The sequence below is a fragment of the Rhodohalobacter sp. genome (assembly GCF_041686455.1).
GTDB lineage: Bacteria > Bacteroidota > Rhodothermia > Balneolales > Balneolaceae > Rhodohalobacter.
This window is the reverse complement of record NZ_JAWLDW010000002.1, coordinates 1-7,258: the sequence shown is the minus strand read 5'-3', so window position 1 is coordinate 7,258 and position 7,258 is coordinate 1. Positions and strand designations below refer to the sequence as shown.

5 protein-coding genes and 1 pseudogene are annotated in these 7,258 nt (G+C 43.4%); 2 read left to right on the top strand and 4 right to left on the bottom strand.

Annotation, left to right across the window (positions count from 1 at the left end):
* The first annotated feature begins 223 nt into the window (after window positions 1-223).
* Complete coding sequence (locus ACESM0_RS00350) at window positions 224-1,600, top strand: YfcC family protein (protein ID WP_372902513.1); 1,377 nt, start codon at window positions 224-226, stop codon at window positions 1,598-1,600.
* Window positions 1,601-1,666: 66 nt separating this feature from the next.
* Here the strand turns inward: ACESM0_RS00350 and ACESM0_RS00345 are convergent, their stop codons facing one another.
* From ACESM0_RS00345 to ACESM0_RS00330, 4 genes are all read right to left on the bottom strand, one after another.
* A complete protein-coding gene (locus ACESM0_RS00345; protein WP_372902511.1) occupies window positions 1,667-2,497 on the bottom strand; it encodes a sulfite exporter TauE/SafE family protein in 831 nt (276 codons plus the stop codon).
* Between the two features lie 10 nt (window positions 2,498-2,507).
* Window positions 2,508-3,755 carry an Nramp family divalent metal transporter gene (locus tag ACESM0_RS00340; protein ID WP_372902509.1) on the bottom strand — a complete coding sequence of 416 codons (1,248 nt, stop codon included), beginning with the start codon at window positions 3,753-3,755 and terminating at the stop codon, window positions 2,508-2,510.
* Window positions 3,756-4,052: 297 nt separating this feature from the next.
* Window positions 4,053-5,981, bottom strand: coding sequence for an ATP-dependent DNA helicase RecQ (locus ACESM0_RS00335; RefSeq protein ID WP_372902507.1), 1,929 nt, complete (start codon window positions 5,979-5,981; stop codon window positions 4,053-4,055).
* Complete coding sequence (locus tag ACESM0_RS00330; RefSeq protein WP_372902505.1) at window positions 5,942-6,577, bottom strand: hypothetical protein; 636 nt, start codon at window positions 6,575-6,577, stop codon at window positions 5,942-5,944. The genes ACESM0_RS00335 and ACESM0_RS00330 overlap by 40 nt, the downstream gene beginning before the upstream one ends.
* Before the next feature lie 193 nt (window positions 6,578-6,770).
* Between ACESM0_RS00330 and ACESM0_RS00325 the strand changes: the two are divergent.
* Window positions 6,771-7,258 (top strand): annotated as a pseudogene (locus ACESM0_RS00325) (hypothetical protein); the annotation flags it as partial.

Sequence of the window (7,258 nt, the reverse complement as noted above, 5' to 3'; positions counted from 1 at the left end):
TCAGCATTGACAAACGATATGATTCTGTCTTTTACCTTGCTAAGGTGCAAATTATACCAGCGAAACTCAGCAATTTTTATCTGCGAAAATCTGCGAGAAAATGAGGGAGGTTGATTGGTGGTATTCAAATTTCTTCATTCAAAATCCCCAAAGCTCCCTTTCACATCTAAAATCTACTTTTCGTATACTGTTTTGAAATTTGATCAACCATTTGCATCCGCTTATGAAATTCAAGGTCCCGCATACGCTTGTCCTCCTTTTCTTTTTAATGATATTTGCTTTGATTCTCACCTGGGTTATTCCTTCCGGCGAATTTCAGACCGAAGTAACTGATCAGGGCCGGGAGATGGTAGTGCCGGGTACCTTCACCGAAGTCGCCGAAAAAGAGATGCTCTCCCCTCTGTCGCTATTCACGGTTGTGCCGCGCGCACTGGCCGATGCTCAGGGAATTATATTCTTTGTATTGATTATAGGAGGTGCACTGGCCGTGGTTCGTGAGACCGGAGCCATTGATGCACTATTGGGTAAAATGATCAATCGATATGGCGACAAACCCTTTCTGTTACTCTTTTTTGCGATGTTTGCTTTTGCAGCGGCATCAGCCACGCTGGGTATGGCAGAGGAATACATCCCTTTTGCCGTTATTTTGATATCGGTCTGCGCTGCTCTCCGGCTCGATGCTATTACAGCAATCGGGACAATGGTAATTGGTTACGGTATTGGCTACGGGATTGCATTGATGAACCCATTTACGCTTCTGGTAGCACAAGAAGTTGCTGAGCTACAGCCCGCATCCGGGATTGAATACAGGGCTATATTGGCTGTCCCATTCCTTGCTGTTGGTTTTCATCACGTCTGGAGCTACGCAAGTAAAATACTGGAGGATCCTTCCAAGAGCCTGATGGCCGGGGCTATTGCAACAAAGGCATCAAAAGGACAAACAACGTACCCTGAGATGACCAACCGACACATTGGAGTCTTGGCAGCAACACTTGCGGCTTTGGTTCTTCTCGTTTTTGGCATTTACCAGTACTCCTGGTACCTGATTGAACTTGGCGCCATGTTTTTTGCTTTGGCCGTTGTAGTTGGAATCATATCGAAACTTAGTATGAATGAGACTGCTAAAGTATTTGGAAAAGGAGCTTCTGAACTTACGGCCACCGCTCTGCTTATCGGGTTTGCCCGGTCTATCGCGCTGTTGCTCGAAGATGGCGAAGTTCTGCATACCGTTGTTAATGCACTGGCAACTCCTCTTTCGTCCGTTGGTGCTGAGTTCTCCGCCGTAGGTATGCTTTTTATTCAAAGCATTCTGAATTTCTTTATTCCATCCGGCAGCGGACAGGCATTTGTAACTATGCCGCTGATGGCGCCTATCGGCGATCTGGTTGGAGTATCCCGGCAAATTTCCGTACTTGCCTTTCAGTTTGGCGACGGGCTTATGAACATGATTGTTCCCACAAATCCTGTTTTAATGGGGATTCTGGGGCTGGCCGGAATCTCTTATGACCGATGGTTTAAATTTATCGGTCCGTTGATTCTTAAACTTTTAGTTCTCGCTTCCATTGCCCTCGTTGTTGCAGTCTGGATTGGGTATTCTTAGACTGTACGGTTTACGGGATATGTTTTAAGGCACCGTCACACCAATAAAAAAGCAAGAAGTGCGTAACTAAAACGACCCCGGCGTAGCTCCGCCAACCATCAGATAAACACCCAGTATAACAAGCACGATTGCCAGAAAGATTTGCAGCCGGGCAGCCCGGATTTTTTGAGCCGCCATCCATCCACCAACAGTCCCTATCAATAATGGAATGACTAAAAAGAGAGCCAGCCACCAGTCAACGGCATCGTGAATCATATAGCCGGCAGTGGCCATTCCGGAGATAAATATCGACTGTACCTGAGCAAGTGCAACAGAGAGAAGCATTGGAACTCCAAGAACTACCAGAATCGGAACAGCCAATACAGGTCCTCCTACTCCCAAAAGTCCACCGGGCAACCCAACAGCTATTCCTACTCCGCCCAGATAGAGCATCCCTTTTACCGTATCCATCTGAAGCTTCCTCTCAGGAGCAAGCTTATTTTTTTGGCGGTAGAGAATAAGCAGACCGGTAAAAAAGACAAAAAGTCCAAGCAGAACGGCAAATGTACCGGCATCAAGCAACGTATTAATTTGCGACCCGGCAAACGCCCCGATCACTGAAGCAATACTGAGAATAAACGCTCCTTTCATCGCCTCTTTGGTTCCAAGCTGTCCGGAACGGAGATACCCCATACTTCCCACAATTCCTGTAGCGATAAAGGTGGCACTGGCCGTACCCGCTACCGTACTCGGGTCGAGTGGCAGCAGTGCAAAAAGTGCAATGGTTACGAATATACCGCCTGGACCAATGGTGGTAATACAAAAACCCCCGACAAGGGCGATCACAAACATGAGGATCGCCATTTCGGGGCTCATGGAAAGATTGTTTAAAAAAAGGAGTGTACTTATAAAAGTCATTCAGTTTGGTTTATGCGAGCATTCCACCAAAGATAGCTTGCAAAACGCCTTTTCCGGAATTGATCGCAATATAGATAGAGAAAATCACCAAAGCACTGTTTGCAATATTCAGCTTCCAGTTATTGGTTTGAGCACCCATCAGCTTCTTATCGTTAACTGCCCAGAATAGCAGCGCAGCCGTAATGGGCAAACCAAACACTCCATTATACGCCGGGAAGAGTGTCACCATTTCCACAACACTAAGTCCGGTAATTTGAGCCACCAACGGTGAAAACATACCAATCAGAATTCCACCCGCAAAAATCATCTTAAATGCTTTACTGGATCCATCTTTGTGGTCGATGTCTAATGCTTCCAGAATCATAAAGGGAACCGTCCACATAATCGGTACAATACTGTTAAAAGCTGCTGCAATTACACCGATCAAAAATACGATCATGGCCCATTGGCCCAACACGATTTCAAGTGCTTCACCGGGTGCTACAAATGAGGAAAGTTCAGTATATCCGGCAGGTCTAAGAACAGCTGCCGCCACAACGATAATGGCCAGGGTAATGATACCGCCAACCGTATACCCCATGGCAAGGTCGGTACGCATCATCTTCACGTGCTTGAAACTGTTCCACCCTTTTCTCTTTACCAATATAGATTCCAGGAAAAAATTAGGCCAGAGGGCCGTTGTCCCCAAAATTGCGGCTCCCAAAAGCATCGCACCCACATCCGGAATAGATGGAACAAATCCTTTTGCCACCTCCATCATATCAGGTCCGCTGGCACCTGCTACAATAATATAGAGAATAAGCAACAGGAACATCATTCCGGTCATTACCTTCTCTACATAATCGTAATTCAAAATTCCCACAATTATAGCCATCACACCAGTTAAAACTGCGATTGGCTGCCATGACAACGCTCCGGCAGATAGAATTTCAAAACTTTTACCAACAGCTGCCGTGAGAGCCAGCGTCCAGGCAATACACCCAACGGACAAAAATACCGCAATGGTTAACGCACCTTTTTTACCTAGCTTATTGCGAATAAAGTTCATGAGCGTATCACCGAATATACCGAGGCGGGCACTCATATCCTGAGCCATGAAACCGAGCAGTACCGCTCCAAGCACAGCCCATATTAGAACGTATCCGTATTCAACGCCTGCTTGACTAGCAATAAAAATAGAGCCTGAGCCAAAGTAACTGGCAACCATTATAAAAGACAGACCATACTTGTCAAAGAAGTTTTCGAAAAATTCTTTCATAGAGATGATGTAGTTTTTAATAGAGTTATATGATCCTAATTGAGTGTTGTCGCTGTTTTTTAAATACAGTCCACAACTTTAAAAGAAAAGGTGATTGAAATGAGCCAAAGTCTATTTATACACAAACACAATTATATTTAATTATGTGTTACCCTAAATATTTTTATCAACTTTTCTGAGCGGGCTTAAACTAAACATTTAAAGATAAAAAGGTAAATAAAATTAGGATTAATTTAACTGAAGGGGCTTTTCATATGGAAAATCCTTAATAATACCGGATTTAATTTTGCATTTATTTCAAGTAAGTTTGTAAGATTCACCTTTGTCTTCTACCCGCTTTATGACGTGCTCCCTTTCCATGAATTCAATGACCTGTTTTAACTTCTCTCTCTTCCACTCTACCCGGTTCTGAATCGATTCGATATCTTTCGCGCCGGACATCAATACTTTTTTCACTTTATTGATATCTGAATCAGATACGGAATCAATTTTATTTTTATTGATGTACTTACAATTGTCGCAGTTTCCACAGGGCCTGGCATCGGTTTCACCAAAATAAGTTCTTAGATATACCTCTCTGCAACCCTGTGTAGTTGCATAACCATCCATATACTCAAGTTTTTTCAGAAGTACGTCGCGGTAGTGATACGCTTTTTTCTGATCGATATGAAGTTTCGGCATACGGGGATCTAATAGTCTGACCAGTGGTTTTTCTCCGATCAGCTTCACTTTCAGAATCTGGTCGTGATCTGCAAATACCCGAAGAGCTTTGTGAAGTTGATTTACATTAACACTGAGCTTCTCCGTCAGGTAATTTGTTTCGATATAGTGAAAATCAGAAAAGGATGGCGGGCCATAAATTCTGAATAACTGATCTAAAAACTCCCCTTTTTTTGAATTCAGTTCCTCTACTTTGTCCCTTACATACGATCTGCTCACCAAAAAGTGTATGCCTACTTTAGGCCTGTAGAGATCCGTCAGCTCCAGAATTTCAAGTCTCTGCAGAACCTCTGCTCCTCTTTGGACTTCTCTCTCCCGGTAACCACTCCTTTTTGCAACTGCCGCATAATCTACCGGTTCCGATCCCTCGTGTTCACTTCCAATGGCCAGGTTCAGTTCGTCACACAGAGCCGTATATATTTTGTTTAGTGTATCATATTCAGGGTAGGATCGTAAAATCCTTGATTTCAGCATGTCCACATCACTGCTTTTATAAATCAAAATCGGGTAGCTGGTCTCCCCGTCACGGCCGGCACGGCCCGCCTCCTGATAGTAGGCTTCGAGTGTAAGCGGCATAAAATAGTGAATTACAAATCTGCAATCCGGTTTATCGATTCCCATTCCAAAAGCATTGGTTGCCACTACCAACGGAACTTCGCCTGAGATCCATTGGTTTTGAGTTTTTTCCCGTAAATCGCTCTCAAGACCTGCATGATACGGTTTCGCCAAAATTCCTTTCTTTGTAAAAAAGTCTGCCCAATACTCACAATCTTTCCTCGTATTGGCGTACACAATACCACTGCCCCTTTTAATCCCCTTTTTCACGGCTTTGATAAGCAGATCTCTCTTTTTCTGAGTTTCGTTTACCCACCAGCGAAGATTGGGACGTTTGAACCCTCCGGATATCACATTCGGACTGTCGAATTGAAGCGACTGCAGCAAATCTTTTTTCACCTCAGGGGTAGCCGTCGCCGTAAGCGCAATCCATCGGACGCGATCACCGATCAGTGAAAGCTCTTCCCGTATATTTCGGTAGCTGGGCCTGAAGTCATGTCCCCACTCAGATATACAGTGTGCTTCATCAACGGCTACAAGATCTATATTCAAATTGGGAAGCTCTATCTGCCACCGTTCAGTAGTTAGCCTTTCAGGAGCTATATATAGTAGTTTATACATGCCGTTCCGGGCGTTAACCAAACGCTGTTCAACCTCATAGCCGGGAATTGTACTGTTGATAAATGTAGCTCTGATACCCAATTTTTGCAGTTGATCAACCTGATCCTGCATTAGTGCCACCAAGGGTGAAATAACAATAGTCAAACCTTCAAGTACCAAAGCGGGCACCTGGTAACAAAGAGATTTCCCGCCACCTGTGGGGAAAAGTACAAGCGTTTGCTTTCCATCTAATACAGACTGTATCGCCTCATCCTGTCCGAGACGAAAGTCATCATATCCCCAATATTTTTTTAATGCGCTCCTGGCATCTTCGATTGTAGGCTGGCCCATTTTTTTACCGGCAGTCTCATTTTTTCATTTTCCAATTCTAAATCTAACGAATTGATAATGAAAATGAAGCTGTAATTATTCTGAAATAAGTCATCACTTCCGACCGGATTATGTTCTTTCCTCAGACCAAACGGCATACTCATTTCCGTTTGGATCTGAAAATGAAATCGACGGCCACCAGGAATTGAGAAGATATCTCTTAGAATCTCCACTCCTGCCGATACTACTTTTATTAAAGCATTTTCTATGGCGATATACTTCGTACCGTAATCTACATATGACCAGTCAAATGCACTTTTGAAGAAACGCTTTGTTGCCACGAAATTACTTGATGGCATCTCGATAGATTCATCAAATCCGGTTTCTACCCTGAACTCTACTCTCTCCCCTGCTTCCAGCCCCACTTTTTCAGGCCTGCATGTGCACCAATCCATTTTTACCTGAGTTTTATATGTACCGGGTTGCACATTGATATTGATTCCTTGATTGTATTTAAGGTCTGTAACGTGTTTATCGTCAACTAACACCTTTAATTTTCGGGACACTCCGAAAAAATCTTCTTCTCTCACCACTCTTATGGTCGATTTTTCCTTCATTCAGCAAACGGTCATCTTTGAATTTGCATCTACTTTCAATGTGAATATTACTAAAAACACTTTACAAAGATAAAACAACTTTATTGATCTCGTTTATGGCTTTCTTATTAAGCTGTGCTATGATTTTTTTCATTACATTGAAAGATTACTGGATTAAAAACCCGCTTTATCTAATACCAAATACAACTTTTCCATGAAAAATTTCATACCACTTCTTCTCCTTCTTTTTCTTTTCACCGGATGCACAACCGATGATCAAGTCGGCAGCCATTCAGTAACCATAAACCTTTCTGTCTCGGATGAAGTTAAAGAGTCGTTTCAAGATGATGGAAGGTTATACGTGTTTCTGAATCAAAATCTCGAGGTAGAGCCGATGGATCAAATCTGGCCATATCCGGGAAGTATGAGCCATATCTTTGCCATAAACAGAACCGGTTTCAGTCCGGATGGAAATATTACGCTTGTTCCAAATAATGACTGGACAAAAACGACTGACTGGTCTTTCGCGAACGTTCCGGAGGGTGAGTATAACATTCAGATTCTCTGGGATCAGGATAAAAGCGAATCGAGAATCAACGCTCCGGGTAATCTTTATTCAGAAAAACAGAGAATTACAGTTTCAAACTCAACCGAAGTAGACATCACTATTGACCAGGCGATCGCCGAAAGGGAGCTTGCTGA

Bases quoted from the DNA above. Each gene is read 5' to 3' on its own strand.
- ACESM0_RS00350 (WP_372902513.1), top strand. From the start codon at position 224: ATGAAATTCAAGGTCCCGCATACGCTTGTCCTCCTTTTCTTTTTAATG.
- ACESM0_RS00345 (WP_372902511.1), bottom strand. From the start codon at position 2,497: ATGACTTTTATAAGTACACTCCTTTTTTTAAACAATCTTTCCATGAGC.
- ACESM0_RS00340 (WP_372902509.1), bottom strand. From the start codon at position 3,755: ATGAAAGAATTTTTCGAAAACTTCTTTGACAAGTATGGTCTGTCTTTT.
- ACESM0_RS00335 (WP_372902507.1), bottom strand. From the start codon at position 5,981: ATGGGCCAGCCTACAATCGAAGATGCCAGGAGCGCATTAAAAAAATAT.
- ACESM0_RS00330 (WP_372902505.1), bottom strand. From the start codon at position 6,577: ATGAAGGAAAAATCGACCATAAGAGTGGTGAGAGAAGAAGATTTTTTC.